This window comes from Pseudomonas sp. P4_C3, from assembly GCF_056402075.1.
Genome location: NZ_JBFUIC010000036.1, coordinates 16,005 through 33,508, shown reverse-complemented (window position 1 = coordinate 33,508; position 17,504 = coordinate 16,005). Strand labels below are relative to the sequence as shown.

At 60.6% G+C, this 17,504-nt stretch carries 16 protein-coding genes; 9 read left to right on the top strand and 7 right to left on the bottom strand.

Annotated elements, in window-relative coordinates; all coding sequences use genetic code 11:
- Positions 1 to 83: 83 nt before the first annotated feature.
- Positions 84 to 455 (bottom strand): DUF423 domain-containing protein, encoded by a 372-nt coding sequence (locus AC1DVH_RS09560; RefSeq protein WP_477753583.1) that lies wholly within the window; start codon positions 453 to 455, stop codon positions 84 to 86.
- 74 nt (positions 456 to 529) lie between these two features.
- On the opposite strand from AC1DVH_RS09560, the gene mtgA reads away from it, so the two are divergent.
- Positions 530 to 1,252 (top strand): monofunctional biosynthetic peptidoglycan transglycosylase, encoded by a 723-nt coding sequence (gene mtgA, locus AC1DVH_RS09555; protein ID WP_477753582.1) that lies wholly within the window; start codon positions 530 to 532, stop codon positions 1,250 to 1,252.
- 162 nt (positions 1,253 to 1,414) lie between these two features.
- On the opposite strand, the gene rpoH is transcribed toward mtgA, so the two are convergent.
- From rpoH to ftsY, 4 genes are all read right to left on the bottom strand, one after another.
- Complete coding sequence (gene rpoH / locus AC1DVH_RS09550) at positions 1,415 to 2,269, bottom strand: RNA polymerase sigma factor RpoH (RefSeq protein ID WP_007975386.1); 855 nt, start codon at positions 2,267 to 2,269, stop codon at positions 1,415 to 1,417.
- 119 nt (positions 2,270 to 2,388) lie between these two features.
- Positions 2,389 to 3,411 carry a permease-like cell division protein FtsX gene (gene ftsX, locus AC1DVH_RS09545; protein ID WP_477753581.1) on the bottom strand — a complete coding sequence of 341 codons (1,023 nt, stop codon included), beginning with the start codon at positions 3,409 to 3,411 and terminating at the stop codon, positions 2,389 to 2,391.
- Positions 3,408 to 4,079, bottom strand: coding sequence for a cell division ATP-binding protein FtsE (gene ftsE / locus AC1DVH_RS09540; protein WP_477753580.1), 672 nt, complete (start codon positions 4,077 to 4,079; stop codon positions 3,408 to 3,410). Before ftsE ends, ftsX begins: the two co-directional genes overlap by 4 nt.
- Positions 4,076 to 5,599, bottom strand: coding sequence for a signal recognition particle-docking protein FtsY (gene ftsY, locus AC1DVH_RS09535; protein ID WP_477753579.1), 1,524 nt, complete (start codon positions 5,597 to 5,599; stop codon positions 4,076 to 4,078). Before ftsY ends, ftsE begins: the two co-directional genes overlap by 4 nt.
- A 343-nt stretch (positions 5,600 to 5,942) precedes the next feature.
- Between ftsY and AC1DVH_RS09530 the strand changes: the two genes are divergently transcribed.
- The 7 genes from AC1DVH_RS09530 to AC1DVH_RS09500 all read left to right on the top strand — a co-directional run bounded on the left by AC1DVH_RS09530 (position 5,943) and on the right by AC1DVH_RS09500 (position 14,224).
- Complete coding sequence (locus tag AC1DVH_RS09530) at positions 5,943 to 7,298, top strand: M16 family metallopeptidase (protein WP_477753578.1); 1,356 nt, start codon at positions 5,943 to 5,945, stop codon at positions 7,296 to 7,298.
- Entirely contained in the window at positions 7,291 to 8,781 is a 1,491-nt protein-coding gene (locus AC1DVH_RS09525) for a M16 family metallopeptidase (RefSeq protein ID WP_477753577.1), read from the top strand. The genes AC1DVH_RS09530 and AC1DVH_RS09525 overlap by 8 nt, the downstream gene beginning before the upstream one ends.
- A complete protein-coding gene (gene rsmD / locus AC1DVH_RS09520) occupies positions 8,781 to 9,377 on the top strand; it encodes a 16S rRNA (guanine(966)-N(2))-methyltransferase RsmD (RefSeq protein WP_007987844.1) in 597 nt (198 codons plus the stop codon). The genes AC1DVH_RS09525 and rsmD overlap by 1 nt, the downstream gene beginning before the upstream one ends.
- Positions 9,378 to 9,502: 125 nt before the next feature.
- Positions 9,503 to 10,849 carry a M16 family metallopeptidase gene (locus AC1DVH_RS09515; protein ID WP_477753576.1) on the top strand — a complete coding sequence of 449 codons (1,347 nt, stop codon included), beginning with the start codon at positions 9,503 to 9,505 and terminating at the stop codon, positions 10,847 to 10,849.
- Entirely contained in the window at positions 10,842 to 12,287 is a 1,446-nt protein-coding gene (locus AC1DVH_RS09510; protein ID WP_477753575.1) for a M16 family metallopeptidase, read from the top strand. Before AC1DVH_RS09515 ends, AC1DVH_RS09510 begins: the two co-directional genes overlap by 8 nt.
- 73 nt (positions 12,288 to 12,360) lie before the next feature.
- A complete protein-coding gene (locus tag AC1DVH_RS09505) occupies positions 12,361 to 13,380 on the top strand; it encodes a hydrolase (protein ID WP_477753574.1) in 1,020 nt (339 codons plus the stop codon).
- Positions 13,381 to 13,384: 4 nt separating this feature from the next.
- Positions 13,385 to 14,224: a helix-turn-helix transcriptional regulator gene (locus tag AC1DVH_RS09500; protein ID WP_477753573.1), complete on the top strand. Its 840-nt coding sequence runs from the start codon at positions 13,385 to 13,387 to the stop codon at positions 14,222 to 14,224.
- Positions 14,225 to 14,355: 131 nt separating this feature from the next.
- Here AC1DVH_RS09500 and AC1DVH_RS09495 read toward each other — a convergent pair whose 3' ends face one another.
- Complete coding sequence (locus AC1DVH_RS09495) at positions 14,356 to 15,210, bottom strand: sulfurtransferase (RefSeq protein WP_477753572.1); 855 nt, start codon at positions 15,208 to 15,210, stop codon at positions 14,356 to 14,358.
- 34 nt (positions 15,211 to 15,244) lie between these two features.
- The gene (locus AC1DVH_RS09490) at positions 15,245 to 15,916 is read right to left on the bottom strand and encodes a TetR/AcrR family transcriptional regulator (protein WP_223546881.1); all 672 of its coding nucleotides are present in this window, start codon (positions 15,914 to 15,916) and stop codon (positions 15,245 to 15,247) included.
- Between the two features lie 145 nt (positions 15,917 to 16,061).
- Between AC1DVH_RS09490 and AC1DVH_RS09485 the strand changes: the two genes are divergently transcribed.
- Positions 16,062 to 17,492, top strand: a complete 1,431-nt coding sequence (locus tag AC1DVH_RS09485; protein ID WP_477753571.1) for a coniferyl aldehyde dehydrogenase — start codon at positions 16,062 to 16,064, stop codon at positions 17,490 to 17,492.
- Positions 17,493 to 17,504: the final 12 nt, after the last annotated feature.

Below are 17,504 nucleotides of genomic sequence, written 5' to 3'. Positions count from 1 at the left end.
TGTAGGAGCTGCCGCAGGCTGCGATCTTTTGACTTTGATTTTTTAAGATCAAAAGATCGCAGCCTGCGGCAGCTCCTACAGGGTCAGCTCAACCGCCAGGCGGCGAGTCCGAGGCAAAACCAGCCCGCCAGGAAGGCCAGGCCACCGAACGGGGTGATGATGCCGAGCTTGCTGATGCCGGTCAGCGTCAAGATGTACAGGCTGCCGGAGAACAGCAGGATACCGATGGCAAACGACGCGCCGGCCCAGGTGATCAGGCGGCCGGGAATCTGCGTGGACAGGAATGCGACACCCAGTAATGCCAGGGTATGCACCAGTTGATAGGTGACGCCCGTGTGGAAAATCGCCATGTACTCGGCACTCAGGCGGTTTTTCAGGCCATGGGCGGCAAAGGCGCCGAGGCCGACACCGGTGAAACCGAAAAAAGCGGCCAGCATCAGAAAGCCACGCAGCATGCAGAACTCCAGTCAGTTTCGATCCAAAGGGTCTGTATAATGGCCCGCTCAACGGGTTCGGCCAAGCCATCTCTATGCTGCGTATCTATTTCCGTCATTTCACCAAGGCCGTGCTCTGGTTCATGGGTGGCAGCGTATTGCTGGTGCTGATCTTTCGCGTGGTGCCGCCACCGGGGACGACGCTGATGGTCGAGCGCAAGATCGAGTCCTGGTTCGATGGCGAACCCATCGACCTGCAACGGACCTGGAAACCCTGGGATGAGATCTCCGATGACCTGAAAGTCGCGGTGATTGCCGGCGAAGACCAGAAATTCCCGGAGCACTGGGGCTTCGATATCGGCGCGATTCAGGCGGCGTTTGCCCATAACGAGCGCGGCGGTTCGATCCGTGGCGCCAGCACCCTCAGTCAGCAAGTTTCGAAAAACCTGTTCCTGTGGTCTGGCCGCAGCTGGCTGCGCAAAGGCCTGGAAGCCTGGTTCACCGGATTGATCGAAGTGTTCTGGCCCAAGCAGCGAATTCTTGAGGTGTACCTCAACAGCGTCGAGTGGGATGACGGCGTGTTTGGTGCCGAAGCGGCGGCCCGGCATCACTTTGGCGTGAGTGCAAAAGGCCTCAGCCGCCAGCAATCGAGCCTGCTCGCCGCCGTCCTGCCCAACCCGAGGGTCTGGAGCGCCGGCCATCCGACTTCTTACGTTTCGCGCCGGGCTGGCTGGATTCGACAGCAGATGAGTCAGTTGGGCGGGGACAGCTATCTGGTCGGACTGAACGATTCGCGCCGGGCGCCTTGGTCCCAGTAACTGATCACAATTCTTCAGACCCTGAAAACCACTGTGGGAGCGGGCTTGCCCGCGATGACGGCCTGACATTCAACTTTTATATTGAATGTTCGGACCTCATCGCGAGCAAGCTCGCTCCCACAGGATCAATGATCGGGGCGCTTTTTATTGCCAGGCCGCCAGTTAAGCAGCGATCGACAACTTGAGCTTGTTCATCGCGCTCTTCTCGAGCTGACGAATACGCTCGGCCGACACGTTGTACTTCTGCGCCAGGTCGTGCAGCGTGGCCTTTTCTTCCGCCAGCCAGCGCTGGTAGAGGATGTCACGGCTGCGGTCGTCCAGCACTTCCAGCGCTTCGTGCAGGTTGTGGTTGGAGTTGTCGCTCCAGTCGGCATCTTCCAGTTGACGGGCCGGGTCGTACCGGTGGTCTTCCAGATAATTGGCCGGCGACTGGAATGCACTGTCGTCGTCCGCTTCGGCAGCCGGATCGAAGGCCATGTCATGGCCGGTCAGGCGGCTTTCCATCTCGCGTACTTCCCGAGGCTCTACACCGAGGCTTTCCGCCACGCGGTGGACTTCCTCGTTATTCAACCAGGCCAGACGTTTCTTCTGGCTGCGCAGGTTGAAGAACAACTTGCGCTGGGCCTTGGTGGTCGCGACTTTCACGATGCGCCAGTTGCGCAGGATGAACTCGTGGATTTCCGCCTTGATCCAGTGCACGGCAAAGGACACCAGGCGCACGCCCATTTCCGGGTTGAAGCGCTTCACGGCCTTCATCAGGCCGACGTTGCCTTCCTGGATCAGGTCAGCCTGAGCCAGGCCGTAGCCGGAATAGCTACGGGCGATATGTACGACAAAACGCAGGTGGGCGAGCACCATCTGCCGAGCCGCCCCCAAATCCTGCTCATAATAGAGACTCTCGGCCAGTTCACGCTCCTGCTCCGGCGACAGCAGTGGAATGCTGTTGACGGTGTGCACATAGGCCTCCAGGTTCGCACCCGGGACCAGAGCATATGCAGGTTGCAAAGAATTGGTCATACGAAAAAACCTCCGACTTACAAACTCGTGCAGTTCAGCACTGCGAAAATTGACCGGAAACCGAAAGACAAGTTCCCAAAACCTAAAAACGCTGAAAGGTCAATACGAGCAAAATGATACTACTTAGGCGCAAGCTCCCTCAGGTGGCGTGCGACTGCAATCCATGCACCGATATACCCCAACAGCACCGCGCCAAGCAAGAGAGACAGACCGTCGGCAACTGGCACTCCAGCCAGCGCAAAATCACTGCCGTACAAACCGGCCAGCCCCACCACCGCGTCGTTCAGCCAATCAAGGCCGAACGCCAGTACGCCCCAGGACAGAATCCCCGCACCGAAGCCATACAGTGCGCCCATATACAGAAAGGGCCTGCGTACATAGCTGTCAGTGCCGCCGACCAGTTTAATCACTTCTATCTCTATGCGGCGGTTTTCAATATGAAGACGAATGGTATTGCCTATCACCAAAAGTAATGCAGAAACCAGAAGCACGGTCAGACCGAAGACAAAACGGTCACCCAGCTTGAGGATGGCTGCCAGACGCTCGACCCAGACTAAATCAAGTTGCGCCTGTTGTACCTTCGGCAGCTCGGATAGTTTTTGTCTTAATGCTTCAAGAGCCGGCTTGTCGACTTCGTTCGGCGTCACCAGCACCACGCCTGGCAGCGGGTTCTCCGGCAACTCCTTGAGCGCCTCGCCCAGCCCGGACTGTTGCTGGAACTCTTCCAGCGCCTGCTCCCGGCCAACGTATTCGGCATCGGCCACGCCAGGCATGCCCTTGATCTGATCGCGCAGCGATTCACCTTCCGCCGGCTTGGCCTCAAGGTCCAGATACAGGGAAATCTGCGCCGCGCGCTGCCAGGAACCGCCCAGACGCTCGACGTTACTTAGCAAAAGTGACAGGCCCATGGGCAAGCTCAGGGCCACCGCCATCACCATGCAGGTGAAAAAACTGCCGATGGGCTGCTTGCCCAGGCGGCGCAGGCTGTCCACCAGACTGGCGCGATGGCTTTCGATCCAGGCACGGAACAACGTGGCGAAGTCCGGCCCGTCGTCATCATCGCGTTTTTTCTTTTGCGGCTGCGGATCGGCGGCCTTCGGAGCCACACGCTCGGAAACCTTGGGGCTACGTGTTGCACTCATACGGCCGCCTCCCCGTCACCGATCAATCGACCGCGTTGCAGCGTCAGCATGCGATGGCGCATGCGGGCGATCAGGGCCAGGTCGTGACTGGCGATCAGCACGCTGGTACCCAGGCGATTGATGTCTTCGAACACACCCATGATCTCGGCGGCCAGACGCGGGTCGAGGTTACCGGTCGGCTCGTCCGCCAGCAGCAAGGCCGGACGGTGGACGATGGCGCGGGCGATGCCGACGCGCTGCTGCTGACCGGTGGACAGGTCGCCCGGGTACAGATCGGTTTTATCCGACAGTGCCACGCGCTCCAGTGCCGAGTCCACGCGCTTGGCGATCTCGGCCTTGGACAGGCCCAGGATCTGCAAAGGCAACGCGACGTTATTGAACACCGTGCGATCGAACAGCAACTGGTGATTCTGGAACACCACACCGATCTGCCGGCGCAAGAAAGGTATCTGCGCGCTGCTGATGGTGCTCAGGTCTTGCCCGGCGAGCAGCAGCTTGCCGCTGGTCGGGCGCTCCATCGCCAGCAACAGGCGCAACAGTGTGGATTTACCGGCACCGGAATGGCCGGTGACAAACAAGAACTCGCCACGACGGACTCGAAAGCTCAGCTCATGCAAGCCGACGTGACCGTTCGGGTAGCGCTTACCGACCTGTTCGAAACGAATCATGAACGCTCCCGCTCGGCAAACAATGCCTGGACAAAGGGTTCTGCTTCAAAGGTACGCAAATCGTCGATGCCTTCGCCGACGCCAATGTAGCGGATCGGCAGGCCGAATTGCTTGGCCAGGGCAAAAATCACCCCGCCCTTGGCGGTGCCGTCGAGCTTGGTCAGCGCCAGGCCGGTCAGTTCGACGGTCTGGTTGAATTGTTTGGCCTGGTTGATGGCATTCTGGCCAGTGCCGGCATCAAGCACCAACAGCACTTCGTGAGGTGCGTCGGCGTCGAGCTTGCCGATCACCCGGCGAACCTTTTTCAGTTCTTCCATCAGGTTGTCTTTGGTGTGCAGGCGACCGGCGGTGTCGGCGATCAGCACATCGATGCCACGGGCCTTGGCGGCCTGCACGGCATCGAAGATCACCGAGGCCGAGTCGGCGCCAGTGTGCTGCGCGATCACCGGGATCTTGTTGCGCTCACCCCAGACCTGCAATTGCTCCACCGCCGCGGCACGGAAGGTATCGCCGGCGGCGAGCATGACTTTCTTGCCTTCCAGCTGCAGTTTCTTCGCCAGCTTGCCGATAGTGGTGGTCTTGCCGGCACCGTTGACGCCGACGACCAGAATCACGAACGGCTTGTTCTGCGAGGTGACTTTCAGCGGCTGCTCGACAGGCTTGAGCATCGCTGCCAGCTCGGCTTGCAAGGATTTGTACAGGGCATCGGCGTCGGCCAGCTCCTTGCGCGCAACCTTCTGCGTCAGACGCTGAATGATCACCGAGGTGGCCTCGACACCAACATCGGCGGTCAGCAAACGGGTTTCGAGGTCTTCGAGCAGTTCGTCATCAATAACCTTTTTGCCCAGGAACAGGCTGGCCATCCCTTCGCCAATACTGGCGCTGGTCTTGGACAGCCCCTGCTTGAGGCGGGCGAAGAAACCGGCTTTGGTTTCTTCGGTGCGTACGGGTTCTACCGGGGTTTCGACGGGCGACGCGATCGGTTCAGGAATCGGAGCGGGTGCAGGCGCTTGAGCAACCGGAGCAACCGGAGCAACCGGAGCAACGAATACCGGAACCTCTGGCTGGCTGACAACGGGAACAGGCTCGGCCACGACGATTGGTTCAACAATCGCTTCGACCACAGGCGCGTGAGCCGGTGCAGGCGTAAACGCTACCGGAGCCGGAATCGGTGGTGTCACGTGAGGAGCCAGGTCATTTTCGACCAATGCCACGGGTTCTTCGGCTACCGGCAGGGTCAACCACGGTTCGGCTATCGGGGCCAGTGGCTGTTCGGTGACGATTTCGCTGACGGATTCGGGAGCGGCTTCAACCTTGGGTTGCAGCAATGGCTCGGCAATCGGCAGAACAACCGGCGCGGGCGCTTCTTCTATTACCGGGACCGGCGTCGGCGCTGGTTCAGGAATGGCTTGTGGCTGTTCGACGACGGGTTCCTGCGGCTTTTTGCGCAGCCATCCGAACAGGCTTTTTTTCTCGCCAGCCGCAGCTGGGGTCTTCTTGTCGTCGTTGGAACCAAACATGGAGGACGGCTATCTCACGGTAGCGACGCGCCAATGGCGCCCCGGCAAATAAATATTCGATGCAGAACAGACTGCGATTGACCCAGCTTGTTCACGCGCAACATTTTGTCGAAGTGCTCAACGGCACCTCAAGCAATCGATTTCTCATAGGACTAAAGCAGCAAAATCGGCGAAAACGCGGAATTCAGTTGATAAATATCCACCTTCCGTCGCAAACCCATTCAACCTGATCAAGCATAAAGGCCTGATAGGCGTGGCCGCCGCTAAAACGGATCAGTATCCTAGCACCCTCTCGCCCGCTGACGCTAAGAACAAGCGGGCAGCCCCAAAGGTTTGAAAACGAATGAATGCTCTTGCCCGCCGCGCCGCTGGCCTGCTGCTCAGCACAGTTTGCCTGCCCCTTTCGGCCCTGGCTGCCGACCCGCAACCCACCCACGAATTCACCCTCGACAATGGCCTGAAGGTGGTCGTGCGTGAAGACCACCGAGCGCCCGTGGTGGTTTCCCAGGTCTGGTACAAGGTCGGCTCCAGCTACGAGACGCCGGGTAATACCGGCCTGTCCCACGCGCTGGAACACATGATGTTCAAGGGCAGCGAGAAAGTCGGCCCCGGCGAAGCCTCGCTGATCCTGCGCGACCTCGGCGCCGAAGAGAATGCATTCACCAGCGACGACTTCACCGCGTACTACCAGGTGCTGGCCCGGGATCGCCTGGGTGTGGCCTTCGAACTGGAAGCCGACCGCATGGCCAGCCTGCGCCTGCCGCCCGACGAGTTTGCCAAGGAAATCGAGGTCATCAAGGAAGAGCGTCGCCTGCGCACCGACGACAAGCCGATGTCCAAGGCCTACGAGCGCTTCAAGGCCATGGCCTATCCGGCCAGCGGTTACCACACGCCGACCATCGGCTGGATGGCCGACCTTGAGCGGATGAAAGTCGAAGAGCTGCGCCACTGGTACGAAACCTGGTACGTGCCCAACAACGCCACGTTGGTGGTGGTTGGCGATGTCACCCCGGACGAAGTCAAAACCCTGGCCCAACGCTATTTCGGCCCGATCGCCAAGCGTGAAGTGCCCGCCGCGAAAAAACCGCTGGAACTGGCCGAGCCGGGCGAGCGCCAGATCACCCTGCACGTGCAGACCCAACTGCCTAGCCTGATGCTGGCCTTCAACGTGCCGAGCATCGCCACCGCCGAAGACAAGCGTCTGGTCAATGCCCTGCGCCTGATCTCGGCACTGCTCGACGGCGGCTACAGCGGACGCATCCCGACGCAACTGGAGCGCGGAGAAGAACTGGTGTCCGGCGGCTCGTCGAGTTACGACGCCTACACCCGTGGCGACAGCCTCTTTACCCTGTCGGCATCGCCAAACTCGCAGAAGCACAAGACCATCGCCCAGGCACAAGCCGGTTTGTGGAAGCTGCTCGACCAACTGAAAACCACGGCGCCAACTGCTGAAGAGCTGGAACGGGTCCGCGCACAAGTCATCGCCGGCCTGGTCTTCGAGCGTGACTCGATCACCAGTCAGGCCACGGCCATCGGCCAACTGGAAACCGTCGGACTGTCATGGAAACTGATGGACACCGAACTGGCCGACCTGGAAAGCGTCACGCCGGAAGATATCCAGAAAGCCGCCAAGTTGTATTTCACCCGCGAACGTCTCAGCGTCGCCCATGTACTGCCTCTGGAGACGACTCATGAGTGAGCGTAAAACCTCCCGCCTGGCCCTGATCGGCCTGGTCGCCGTCGCCGTTATCGGCTCCGCCGCGTTCTATTTGTCGCGCCCTGGCGAAACCAATGCCAGCGAAGCCCTGGACAAGGCCAAGGCCAGCCAGAAACTGCAGTCGCTGACCGAGCTCAACGGCAAGGCACCGGACCACCGCAAGCTGGACGTGCAGACCTGGAACACCGCCGAAGGCACCAAGGTGCTGTTTGTCGAAGCCCATGAGCTGCCGATGTTCGACATGCGCCTGATCTTCGCTGCCGGCAGCAGCCAGGACGGCGCTGCACCGGGCGTGGCGGTGTTGACCAACGCCATGCTCAACGAAGGCGTGGCCGGCAAAGACGTCGGTGCCATTGCCCAGGGCTTCGAAGGCCTGGGTGCCGATTTCGGCAACGGCGCTTATAAGGACATGGCAATCGCTTCGCTGCGCAGCCTGAGTGCCAAGGACAAGCGCGAGCCGGCCCTGAAGCTGTTCGCCGAAGTCATCGGCAAGCCGACTTTCCCTGCCGATTCGCTGGCCCGCATCAAGAACCAGTTGCTTGCCGGTTTCGAGTACCAGAAACAGAACCCGGGCAAACTGGCGAGCCTGGAACTGATGAACCGCTTGTACGGTGATCACCCGTACGCACACGCCAGCGACGGCACGGCGAAAACCGTCCCGGCGATCACCGCGGCCCAACTGCGTGCTTTCCACGAGAAAGCCTACGCCGCCGGTAACGTGGTGATCGCGCTGGTCGGCGACCTGTCCCGTGCAGAAGCCGAAGCGATTGCCGCGCAGGTTTCCAGTGCCCTGCCCAAAGGCCCGGCCTTGCCGAAAATCGCGCAACCGGTCGAGCCCAAGGCCAGCGTCGGCCATATCGAGTTCCCGTCCAAGCAGACCAACCTGATGCTCGCGCAATTGGGCATCGACCGCGACGACCCGGACTACGCAGCGTTGTCCATGGGGAACCAGATTCTCGGTGGCGGCGGCTTCGGTACCCGCTTGATGAGCGAAGTGCGCGAGAAGCGTGGCCTGACTTACGGCGTGTATTCGGGCTTCACCCCGATGCAGGCGCGCGGCCCGTTCATGATCAACCTGCAGACCCGCGCCGAGATGAGCGAAGGCACCCTGAAACTGGTGCAGGATGTACTGGCCGACTACCTTGAAACCGGCCCGACCGAAAAAGAGCTCGACGACGCCAAGCGCGAGCTGGCCGGCAGTTTCCCGCTGTCCACCGCGAGCAACGCCGATATCGTCGGCCAACTGGGCGCCATCGGTTTCTACAACCTGCCGTTGAGTCATCTGGAAGATTTCATGCAACAGTCCCAGGCCTTGACCGTCGAGCAGGTCAAAGCCGCCATGAACAAACACCTGGGCACGGACAAAATGGTCATCGTCAGCGTTGGCCCGACCGTGCCGCAAAAGCCGTTACCGGCCCCTACTGACAAACCTTCCGAGCAACCGCTCGGGGTTCCGGAGCATTAATGGCAAGTCCAAAAAAACCCGCCAGAAACGTCCACAACGGCGTGAACCAGCTGCGCATCATTGGCGGCGAATGGCGCAGCCGCAAGCTTAGCTTCCCCGACGCCCCGGGCCTGCGCCCGACGCCGGATCGCGTGCGTGAAACCCTGTTCAACTGGCTCGCGCCTTACGTGCCGGGCGCCAAGGTGCTCGACCCGTTCACCGGCAGTGGCGCGCTGTTCCTCGAAGCCCTGTCCCGTGGCGCAGCCATGGGTCAGGCGCTGGACGCCAGCAGTATCGCGGTGTCCAGCCTGAAAGAGCACCTGGGGACGTTGCGGTGCACCAACGGCCAGGTCCAGACCGCCGATGCCCTGCGCTACCTGGAAACCCAGACCGCGACGGCCTACGACCTGGTGTTCCTCGACCCGCCGTTCAACCAGAACCTGCTGCCCGCCGTTTGCAAGTTGCTCGAAGAGCGCCAATGGCTGGCCGAAGACGCCTGGGTGTACACCGAAAGCGAGTCGGCGCCGTCGACCCTGGGCCTGCCGGAGAACTGGCGCCTGCACCGGGAGCAGAAATCCGGACGCGTGTATTACTCGTTGTGGCAGCGCAGCGCCTGACATTTCAGCGAGACGACTGCCCCAGCCTGGTTGTGAGGTGCACTACATAGTTACCGCCTGACATCCTTACGGATCATCCACAGTGGCTTGCGCAATTACCTGCAAACCACTGAGGATGAACACGGATGAACATCTCCCGCAGCCTGTTTATGCTGCCCTTTATCGCCTGGCTACCGCTCATGGCCAGCGCGGCAACACCCCCAGCGACGCAAGACTTCGTACTGGACAACGGTCTCAAGGTTGTCGTGCGCGAGGACCACCGCTCCCCCATCGTCACCGCCCAACTCTGGATCAAGGCCGGTTCAAGCTACGAACCGCCCGGCCAGTCCGGCCTGTCCCACGCCCTCGAACATATGGTCTACAAAGGCAGCAGCAAGGCCTGCGCCGGAGAGTTCGAGGCGATACTGGAGAAATTGGGCGCCAGCCAAAACGCATTTACCGGCACTGATTTCACGGTTTTTTACCAGACACTGCCTTCCGGCCGCACTGGCGTCGCGTTCGAAATACTGGCCGATCTGATGAGTACGGCCGAGCTGAATGCACAGGACTTCACACCGGAGCTCAAGGTCATTCAGGAGGAGCGTCGGATGCGCGTTGATGATGAAATCATCGCGCTGGCTCACGAACGACTGAACAGCATCGCCCACCCGGCCAGCGGCTACCGCACCCCGACGATTGGCTGGATGCACGATCTGCAACGCATGAACGCCGTGCAATTACAGCAGTGGTATCAGGCCTGGTATTCGCCGGACAATGCGACGCTGGTGGTCGTTGGCGATGTTGCACCTGAGCGGATCAAGGCCTTGGCACAGCAGCACTTCGGCCACCTTGAGCGGCGCGCAACACCCATGGCGCCAGCCCCCGTCGAACTGGCCTCTGCCGGTGAACGGTCACTGACCCTGCGCGCGCCGGTAGCGTCCCCGCGCCTGATCATGAGTTTCAACGCGCCCAGTCTGACCACGGCACTGGATCGTCGGACCGCCCATGCCCTGCGCTTGCTCGATATGTTACTGGCCGGATCCAATAGCGCGCGGATCAAACAGCAACTGCAACTGAGCGAGGCGATATTCACTGAGGCCGACTCAGAGTACGACGCCTTCAATCGCGGCGATTCGTTGCTGACCATCAGCACCCAGCTCAACCCGGACAAGCTCAATGACGCTGACGAAGCCCTCGCCCGACTGTGGCAAGTGATCGAATCACTGAAGAGCAAGGCACCGGAACCGGCAGAACTGGACCGTGCGAAAAACCTTGTGATCGCTAACTCGGTTTATGCGCAGGATGATCTGGAAGGACAGGCCAACACCTTGGGCCTGCTGGAAACCATCGGCCTGGACTGGCGGCTGGCCGATCAGGATACGGATGAGCTGAACAAGGTCACTCCCCTGGATATTCAACAAGTCGCAAAGACTTACCTGACGCGTGAGCGCCTGAGTACCGCGAAAATCCTGCCGGAGAAAAACAATGGATAAGCTCAAAGGCCACATCAATGGATTGATCCTGGCCGGCATGCTGTTGAGCGCACAGGCCCCTGCCGTTGCAACCACGGCGCCCCAGAAACCAGTGCTGCAATCGCTCAACGAACCACAGTCTCCGACGATCCACCGCGCGCTGTCGATCAAGGGTTACAAAACGCTCAGTGGAACGAAGATCCTGTTCATCCGCACCCCTGGCCTGCCGATGTTCGATGCCCTGGTGAGTTTTTCCGCAGGCAGCGCCCAAACCCCGCATCAACCCGGCCTGGCAGCGGTGACCTTCAGCCTTTTGAATGAGGGTGTGGCTGGCAAGGACGTCAATGCCATACTGGCGACGTTCGATAATCTGGGTGCCAGGCTGGGTATGGGTATCAGCCAGGATCGGACCCTTTTTTCCCTGCGCAGCCTGAGCGACGAAGCCCGGCGCGCTCCAGCCCTGGAACTGTTTGCCCAATTACTCGGCAAGCCGCTGTTGCCGCAAGAGTCCCTGCCTACAGTGAAATCCCAATTGCAGTTCTTGCTGGACCGTGAAGATCAGTCCCATGCCGCTCAAGCCCGAAAAGCTAATCTCGGCCAGCTGTTTCCCGACCACGGCTATGCTCAGTCCTTCTACGGAACCCGGGCCGGGCTTGCCTCCATCACCCGCACCCAGGCGCAAGACTTTCATCGCGAGGCTTATTCCGCGGGCAATGCCCAGATCACACTGGTCGGTGACCTCACCGAGGAAGAAGCCCAGCGTATTGGTGCGCAGATATCCGCGGCCTTGCCCCTGGGACCGGCCACTGCCGCGATCCAGCCAGCGACAAGTCCAGCTGCTCCAAGTCTGTTGCGTGTTGAGCGACCATCGACCCAGGCTTACCTGCGCCTTGCCCAGCCAAGTGTGCTGCGAAACAATCCGGACTACGTCGCGCTACAGATGGCCATGCGGATTTTCACCAACCGACTGACCGATGAATTGCGTGAACGCCGAGGCCTGACCTACCACGTTGAAGCCGACCTTTCAGCCCTTCAGGTACAAGGATTGCTGACCATTGAATTGCAGACCCGACCAGAGCAGGCCGATGCCGTGCTGACCCATATCAAGACGATGTTCACCGACTTCCTCGCCCAAGGGCCGACCCAACAGGAACTCGAAGACATCCAACAGCAACTGACCGGTAGCGCGCCGTTGAACAGCGCTACCAATGCGCAGATTCTGAGACAGTTGTACGCCATCAGCGCTCACAATCTGCCACTGGACCTCGACTTTGCCACGCAAGCAGCCTTGAAGCTGAACCTTGTATCAATCAAAAACGCACTCAACCGGCATTACCACGCCAACCAATGGCGCGTTGTCATCCTGGGGCCGAAGACAGATCAACAACCGCTGCCGGCTCCAAGCGAAAGCACAACCAATTCCATGTGTCGCGCACCTGGCGAGATTGTGGCAAGTTAGACAGCCATGATGACGCGGTCGCGGCGCTGCCGCGCCGCGTCTTCGGGCAGACTCATGAACACTTCCACCGAGAATGACTGTGCAACCGCACCCCGCACTGGCCTCACCGCCGTCCTTTACCCCCGCCTTTGGCATCGGCAATCCGCACTTGCAAACCTTGTGGGGGCCTCTGTGGCGTAAAACCGTGCACATCGGCCGCGAACGCGAACGTCTTTGGCTTGAAGACGGCGATTTTCTCGATCTCGACTGGCACGGCCCGCACAGCGCCGATGCACCCTTGGTGCTCGTGTTGCACGGGCTCACCGGCTCCTCGAATTCGCCTTATGTCGCCGGCATGCAAAAAGCCTTGGGCGACCGAGGCTGGGCCAGCGTTGCGCTGAACTGGCGCGGCTGTTCGGGCGAACCCAACCTGTTGCCGCGCAGCTACCATTCCGGTGCCAGCGAAGACCTGGCCGAAACCATCAAACACTTGCGGGCCAAACGGCCTCTCGCTCCGCTGTATGCTGTCGGCTACTCATTGGGCGGCAATATCCTGCTCAAGCATTTGGGCGAAACCGGTAGCGACAGCGACTTGATGGGCGCCGTGGCGGTGTCGGTGCCGTTCCGCCTGGACCAGTGCGCCGACCGTATCGACCAGGGTTTCTCAAAGGTCTATCAGGCGCATTTCATGCGCGAGATGCTCGCCTACATCAAGAACAAACAGCGGCAGTTCCAGCATGACGGACACGAGGATGGCCTGGCCGCATTGGCCGCACTTGGCTCGCTGGAAAACATGCGCACGTTCTGGGATTTCGATGGCCGGGTTACCGCACCGCTGAACGGCTTTGTCGATGCCGAGGATTACTATCGCCGCGCATCGAGCCGCTACTTCCTCGGCGAAATTCGCACCCCGACCCTGATGATTCAGGCGGCCGACGACCCCTTCGTATTTCCCCACAGCCTGCCGCACGTCGATGAATTGTCCGCCTGTACGCAATTTGAACTGCAAGCCAAGGGCGGGCACGTCGGTTTCGTAGACGGCACGCTCAGGCAACCGGGTTACTACCTGGAACGGCGCATCCCCGAGTGGCTGGCCGCCGTGGCTCGCGAGTAAAGCCATGGTCAGCGATCAGGGCGAGTCGATTCATTTCTGGCAAACCGCGCCACTGGCCGGGGTCGAATTATTGTCCGCACGCTACATCGATCATCGTTTCGCGCCCCATGTGCATGACGGCTATGTGATCGGCATGATCATGGCCGGCGCCCAGCGTTATCGTTATCGCGGTGCCGAACACTTGGCGGGCAGCGGCACGCTGGTGCTGATCAACCCCGATGAATTGCACACCGGTCATAAAGGTACCGAGGATGGCTGGCTTTACCGGGCGTTTTATCCGGACAGCGGACAGATAACCTCGCTGCTGGCCGAACTCGAATTACCAACCCACCACTTGCCGGCCTTCGGTGCCACACTGTATCGCGATCAGGATCTGGTGAACGGTTTCTGCCAACTCCACCACCTGCTGGAAAGCCCCGCCACGGCATTGCAGCAACAAACGGTCTGGCGCGAACTGGTGCTGTCGCTGTTGCAGCGTCATGCGGCGGTGCCCGATGCCGGCAAACCCGGCAAGGAACACCGGGCTGTGAGCCTGGCCAAGGAATTGCTGCAGGCGCAACTGGTAGCACCGCCCTCACTGGAGGCGCTGGCGGCGGCGGTCAATCTCTCGCCATTCCATTTCGCCCGAGTGTTCCGCCGCGCCACCGGCATGCCGCCGCACACCTGGCTGATGCAACAGCGCATCGCCCGGGCGCGGACGTTGCTGCAACGTGGTTGTTTACCGCTGGAGGTCGCAATGCAACTTGGGTTTGCCGACCAGAGCCATCTGAGCCGGCAGTTCAAGCAAGTGTATGGGGTTGGGCCGGGGGCGTATCGCAGTGCAAAGCGGGGACTTGAGGCTTAACGAAGTCTCATAAACACCGTCCATCCCTGTGGGAGCGAGCTTGCTCGCGATGGCGGCTTAACAATCAGCATCAATACTGAATGTGATGGCCCCATCGCGAGCAAGCTCGCTCCCACAGGGTTTCGTGGTGCTCATTCGCCGGTGGCAATGCCCCGCGCAGGCTCGTTGATCCATTCGCTCCACGACCCGGCATACAACGAACCCAACGGATAACCGGCCAGGCACAACGCAAACAGGTTGTGGCACGCCGTCACGCCGGAACCGCAGTACGCCACCAAATCGGTCGGCGAACGATCACCCAGTTTCGCAGCGAAACGCTGCCTGAGCTGATCGGCCGGCAGGAAGCGCCCGTCACTGCCCAGGTTGTCGGTAAACGCCGCACACTGGGCGCCGGGAATGTGCCCGGCCACCGGATCGATCGGCTCCACTTCACCCTTGAAACGCGGCAGTGCGCGGGCATCGAGCAGGGTCAGTTCCGGCCGGGCGAGGCGCTTTTGCAACTGCTCGGCACTGATCAGCAACGCCGTGTCAGGACTGCCGGTGAAGGAACCACGGGTGATCGCCGGCGTATCCAGGCTCAACGGCAACCCCGCCGCATGCCAGGCCTTGAGCCCGCCATCGAGGATGAATACGCCATCGCGCTTGCCCAGCCATGCCAGCAACCACCAGGCCCGCGCCGCATAGGCACCCGGACCGTCGTCATACAGAACCACTTCGCTGTCGGCGTTGATACCCCAGGCTTGCAGGCGCTCGATCAGTTGCGCCGGTTCGGGTAACGGATGACGTCCGGTCACACCCTTGACCACGGCGCCACTCAGATCACGCTCAAGGTCGGCATAGCTCGAACCGGCAATGTGCCCTTCGGCATAGCTGCGCTGACCGTAATCCGGGTCTTCGAGGGCAAAACGACAATCCAGAATCACCAGCCCCGGCTGATCCTTTTTCAGGTCCAGTGCTTGCGGGGTGATCAGTTGCGCAATGGGCATAACAGGCTCCTGTGATTTTTATCGGACTTCGATCCTACGACACTTCCTCAAGCGCCTGGGCCAGGGGCACGTAAAACTCTTCGAACAAGGCGTTGACCGCATCGCGGGCCTCATCCGTGACGAACCCGGCCTCCAGCACCAGCACCTGATACACCCCGCGTTTAATGGCCTGCTCGCTGAGGTGGCTGGAATTCTCCCGCGTGGTGCACAGGAAGCGCACCCAGGACGTGAGGATGATCCAGGCATTGAGGGTCAGGGATTCGATCTGCACCTTGTCCATCTTCAGGATGCCGGCGGCGACAAAACCTTCGTAGATCGCCGAACCCTGGATCAGGCAGCGCTGGGAGAAGCGTCGATAGCGGTCGGCCAGGTCCGGATCGCTGTCGAGCAAATGTTCGAGATCGCGATGCAGAAACCGGTAACGCCACATCGCCGCCAGCAGCTCCTTGAGGTAGAAGCGTTTGTCTTCCACCGTGGCAGCACGGCCCTGGGGCGGGCGCAGGAAGCTGTCCACGAGGCTTTCGTACTCGCTGAACAGCACAGCGATGATCGCCTGCTTGTTAGGGAAGTGGTAGTACAGGTTGCCCGGGGAAATTTCCATGTGGGCAGCAATGTGGTTGGTACTGATGCTGCGCTCGCCCTGTTGATTGAACAGCTCCAGGCTGTTCTGCACGATGCGCTCGCTGGTTTTGATCCGTGGGGCCATGGCTTGAGCTTTAATTCAGAGTGCGTTGACGGGCATCTTAGATCTATCCGCGAGCGGATAAAACAAAGCTGTTTCAGGATGTCATTTGACTTTTTAGAGCATAGACTCTAAAAAATGCCTCATTACAATAAATCCGGAGCCGACCATGACTGCTGAAATTTCCTACCTGCAGAAACTACAGCAGCCGCTGGAAGAGCTTCAGGCCCTGTTCGACGCCCAGCGTGCCGCCTACGCCGCCAACCCGATGCCACCCGCCGCGCAGCGCCAACAATGGCTCAAGGCGCTGAAGGATTTGTTGAACAAGGAACGCCAGGCCCTGATCGATGCGATCAGCCAGGACTTCAGCCATCGCAGCGCCGATGAAACCCTGCTCGCCGAACTGATGCCCAGCCTGCACGGCATCCATTACGCCAGCAAACACCTCAAAGGCTGGATGAAAGCGTCGCGGCGCAAGGTCGGTGCCGCCTTCCAGCCGGCTTCGGCCAAAGTCGTTTACCAACCGCTGGGCGTGGTCGGGGTCATCGTGCCGTGGAACTACCCGCTGTACCTGGCCATCGGCCCGCTGGTCGGCGCGCTGTCGGCGGGCAATCGGGTGATGCTCAAGCTCAGTGAGTCGACCCCCGCGACCGGCCTGCTGATGAAGCAACTGCTGGCGCGAATCTTCCCCGAAGACCTGGTTTGCGTGGTCCTGGGTGAGGCTGATATGGGCGTGGCGTTTTCACGCCTGCCGTTCAATCACCTGCTGTTCACCGGCGCCACCAGCATCGGCAAACACGTCATGCGCGCCGCCGCGGAAAACCTGACCCCGGTAACCCTGGAACTGGGCGGCAAGTCCCCGGCCATTGTTTCCCGCGACGTGCCGCTCAAGGACGCCGCCGAGCGTATCGCCTTCGGCAAAACCTTGAACGCCGGCCAGACCTGTGTGGCCCCTGACTACGTACTGGTGCCGGAAGATCGCGTCGGAGGTTTCGTCGAAGCCTATCGCGCTGCCGTCCGCGGGTTTTATCCGACGCTGGCCGACAACCCGGACTACACCGCGATCATCAATGAGCGACAACTGGCGCGCCTAAACGGCTACGTCAGCGATGCCACCAGCAAGGGTGCGTTGCTGATGCCGCTGTTCGACCAGGGCCAGGGCCGACGCATGAGCCATAGCCTGCTGCTCAATGTCACTGACGAGATGACGGTGATGCAGGACGAGATCTTCGGGCCGCTGCTGCCGATCGTGCCGTACAAGGATCTGGACCAGGCATTTGCCTACATCAACCAGCGCCCACGCCCACTGGCGCTGTATTACTTCGGCTACGACAAGCGCGAACAACAGCGCGTTCTGCACGAAACACATTCCGGTGGCGTGTGCCTGAACGACACCCTGCTGCACGTCGCCCAGGACGACATGCCGTTCGGCGGCATCGGTGCCTCGGGCATGGGCCACTACCACGGCCATGAAGGGTTCCTGACCTTCAGCAAAGCCAAGGGCGTGTTGATCAAACAGCGGTTCAACGCTGCGAAACTGATTTACCCACCGTACGGCAAAACCATCCAGAAGCTGATCCAGAAGCTGTTCATCCGCTAACGATCGTCACCG

Excerpts from the sequence above, each read along its gene's own strand:
- AC1DVH_RS09560 (WP_477753583.1), bottom strand. The coding sequence starts at position 455 with ATGCTGCGTGGCTTTCTGATGCTGGCCGCTTTTTTCGGTTTCACCGGT.
- mtgA (WP_477753582.1), top strand. The coding sequence starts at position 530 with ATGCTGCGTATCTATTTCCGTCATTTCACCAAGGCCGTGCTCTGGTTC.
- rpoH (WP_007975386.1), bottom strand. The coding sequence starts at position 2,269 with ATGACCAATTCTTTGCAACCTGCATATGCTCTGGTCCCGGGTGCGAAC.
- ftsX (WP_477753581.1), bottom strand. The coding sequence starts at position 3,411 with ATGAGTGCAACACGTAGCCCCAAGGTTTCCGAGCGTGTGGCTCCGAAG.
- ftsE (WP_477753580.1), bottom strand. The coding sequence starts at position 4,079 with ATGATTCGTTTCGAACAGGTCGGTAAGCGCTACCCGAACGGTCACGTC.
- ftsY (WP_477753579.1), bottom strand. The coding sequence starts at position 5,599 with ATGTTTGGTTCCAACGACGACAAGAAGACCCCAGCTGCGGCTGGCGAG.
- AC1DVH_RS09530 (WP_477753578.1), top strand. The coding sequence starts at position 5,943 with ATGAATGCTCTTGCCCGCCGCGCCGCTGGCCTGCTGCTCAGCACAGTT.
- AC1DVH_RS09525 (WP_477753577.1), top strand. The coding sequence starts at position 7,291 with ATGAGTGAGCGTAAAACCTCCCGCCTGGCCCTGATCGGCCTGGTCGCC.
- rsmD (WP_007987844.1), top strand. The coding sequence starts at position 8,781 with ATGGCAAGTCCAAAAAAACCCGCCAGAAACGTCCACAACGGCGTGAAC.
- AC1DVH_RS09515 (WP_477753576.1), top strand. The coding sequence starts at position 9,503 with ATGAACATCTCCCGCAGCCTGTTTATGCTGCCCTTTATCGCCTGGCTA.
- AC1DVH_RS09510 (WP_477753575.1), top strand. The coding sequence starts at position 10,842 with ATGGATAAGCTCAAAGGCCACATCAATGGATTGATCCTGGCCGGCATG.
- AC1DVH_RS09505 (WP_477753574.1), top strand. The coding sequence starts at position 12,361 with ATGACTGTGCAACCGCACCCCGCACTGGCCTCACCGCCGTCCTTTACC.
- AC1DVH_RS09500 (WP_477753573.1), top strand. The coding sequence starts at position 13,385 with ATGGTCAGCGATCAGGGCGAGTCGATTCATTTCTGGCAAACCGCGCCA.
- AC1DVH_RS09495 (WP_477753572.1), bottom strand. The coding sequence starts at position 15,210 with ATGCCCATTGCGCAACTGATCACCCCGCAAGCACTGGACCTGAAAAAG.
- AC1DVH_RS09490 (WP_223546881.1), bottom strand. The coding sequence starts at position 15,916 with ATGGCCCCACGGATCAAAACCAGCGAGCGCATCGTGCAGAACAGCCTG.
- AC1DVH_RS09485 (WP_477753571.1), top strand. The coding sequence starts at position 16,062 with ATGACTGCTGAAATTTCCTACCTGCAGAAACTACAGCAGCCGCTGGAA.